This window comes from Rhizobium leguminosarum (assembly GCF_010668065.1).
GTDB classification, from domain to species: Bacteria; Pseudomonadota; Alphaproteobacteria; order Rhizobiales; family Rhizobiaceae; genus Rhizobium; species Rhizobium leguminosarum_S.
Genome location: NZ_WUEN01000036.1, coordinates 1 through 2,520, shown reverse-complemented (window position 1 = coordinate 2,520; position 2,520 = coordinate 1). Strand labels below are relative to the sequence as shown.

At 60.5% G+C, this 2,520-nt stretch carries 2 protein-coding genes; both read left to right on the top strand.

All coding sequences use genetic code 11. The features are described 5' to 3' along the window. Nucleotides 1-117: 117 nt before the first annotated feature. The gene (locus tag GR198_RS35160) at nt 118-978 is read left to right on the top strand and encodes a tyrosine-type recombinase/integrase (protein WP_113544332.1); all 861 of its coding nucleotides are present in this window, start codon (nt 118-120) and stop codon (nt 976-978) included. Between the two features lie 13 nt (nt 979-991). Further along, nucleotides 992-2,161, top strand: coding sequence for an IS91 family transposase (locus GR198_RS35155; protein ID WP_113544305.1), 1,170 nt, complete (start codon nt 992-994; stop codon nt 2,159-2,161). The last annotated feature ends 359 nt before the right edge of the window (nt 2,162-2,520 follow it).

The following is a 2,520-nucleotide window of genomic DNA, read 5'->3' as shown; positions in this document are numbered from 1 at the left end:
CGACATTCAGGATTGAACGAAGCCGCTTGCGCGGCATTTGGAACTCGGGATTTGCATGATGCGCTTCTGATTTGAAGGATTGGGCTGTTTTAGCCAACCTTTGAACAGGAGATGACGATGACAGAGATAAGCCCGCTGCGCCGGCGCATGATCGATGACATGACGATCCGCAATCTTTCGCCAGCGACGCAACGATCGTATTTGCATGCGGTGACGAAGTTCTCGCGCTATTTCGGGTGTTCGCCAGACCGTCTTGGACTGGAAGACGTGCGCGCGTTTCAGGTGCATCTGGTCTCATCGGGCCTATCATGGCCGGCCTTGAACCAGACAGTTTGTGCCCTGCGGTTCTTCTTTGGCATCACGCTCGGTCATGCCGAGATACCGGAACGCATTGCCTATGCCCGGACACCCGCCAAGCTGCCGACGATCCTAAACGGCGACGAGATCGTGCGGTTTCTGGAAGCGGTTCCGAGCCTGAGAACCCGCACCGCACTGACGACAGCTTATGCGGCGGGGCTGCGCGCCTCGGAAGCTGTCCATCTCAAGGTCGGCGACATTGATGGCGAGCGCGGCATCATCCGTGTCGAGCATGGCAAGGGCGGAAAGGATCGCAACGTCATGCTGTCCGGGCAGTTGCTCGCGATCCTGCGGGTCTATTGGCGGCTGGCGAGACCCGAGGTCTGGCTGTTCCCGGGCCGGGACGAGACCAAGCCCATCGACGTCCAGGTTCTGTATTCTGCCTGCCGTTCGGCGTGCACTGCTGCCGGCATCGACAAAAGGGTGACGGTCCATACGCTGCGTCACAGCTTTGCCACCCATCTTCTGGAAAGCGGAACCGACATCCGCATCATCCAGGTTTTGCTCGGCCACAACAATCTGTCCACCACGGCACGCTACACGAAGGTTTCCAATACCCTGATCCGCAGCACGACCAGCCCGCTCGACCGGCTGACGTTAGAGGTGGTGCCGCCAGGCTGAGCATAGCTTCGCCATGGCGGCGGGACTGGAGGTGGCGGACATTTTTCGCCGCCACGGGGAAAGATATCGTCAAACACACGACGCTCATCTCGGGCGTGTCGAACGCCGGGTCATGAGTGCGGTCGAGATGTGCCGGACCGCTCGCCTGGGCGGGCATGTCCAGCAATGTCAGGACTGCGCGGCGTTCCGCATCGCCTATAATTCCTGTCGCAACCGGCATTGCCCAAAGTGCCAGGGACAGGCGAGCCGTGACTGGCTTGCTGCCCGGCAGGCCGACCTTCTGCCGGTCGGCTATTTCCACGTGGTCTTCACCCTACCGCAGCAGATCGCCGCAATCGCCTTCCAGAACAAAAATGCCGTTTACACGATCCTGTTTCGCGCCGTCGCCGAGACGCTGCGCAAGCTTGCTGCGGATCCCAGACATCTGGGTGCGGAGATCGGCTTCATCGCGGTGCTGCACTCCTGGGGCCAGACGCTCCATTATCACCCGCATATCCATTGCATCGTGCCGGGCGGCGGATTGTCGGCCGACCAGTCCCGCTGGGTTGCCTGCCGGGCAAACTTCTTCCTGCCCGTGCGGGTTCTGTCACGCCTGTTCCGGCGACTGTTTCTTGAAGAGCTGAAGCAGGCCTACGACCTGGACCAGCTTCGGTTCTTTGGCGATATCGCCGGCCTGGCCGATCCGCCCGCATTCAATCGCATTGTCAAAGAAGCGCGGCGTGTCGACTGGGTGGTCTACGCCAAGCCGCCATTTGCCGGACCCGAACAGGTGCTGGCCTATCTCGGGCGCTATACCCATCGCATTGCCATCTCCAATTCCCGCCTCGTCAGCATCGATGGCGATCGCGTCACATTCCGATGGAAGGATTATCGAACGGGCGGCAGGCAAAAGATAATGACGCTCGATGCCCACGAATTCGTCCGCCGTTTCCTGCTTCACACCGTTCCGGACGGCTTTCACCGTATTCGTCATTACGGCCTGCTTGCCAATGGCCATCGACAACTGAAGCTGGACCTGTGCCGAAGCCTGCTCGACGTCCCGCCGCCGCCGGTCGAAGAACCGGACGCAAAGCCACCACCTTTGCGGCGGCGCTGCTCCTGTTGCGGCGGAACCATGACGATCATTGCCGCGTGGACCCCGCTCCAGCCGGTACGCCGGCCAGCATGGAACGACAGTTCATGATCATATCACGCGCAGCATCATTGCAACGATCAGCGTCGGCATGCCGGGAGCCGCGAGGCGAGTGTTTTGGCCAATCCGTGCCTGAGCGACGTAAAGCGCCACAGAACCAAGGGGTCGGCCGATGTAAACCAGCCGACAGGAGCGTCAAAGACACCGCATACCGGCAAGAATCTCCTTCCAGACCTGTCCAGGTGCTCCGGCAAGGCTCGATTCTGCCAAACCCCATCCACCGCTTCGACTAAATCCCCATAGCGCCAAACAACCCGCGCCTTCGCTCAATCCGGCTTCAATGAGGTCCGATCAGTGAATGCCGCACGCATAGCGAACGGACCTCACAGAACCCTCCAGATTCCCAAATC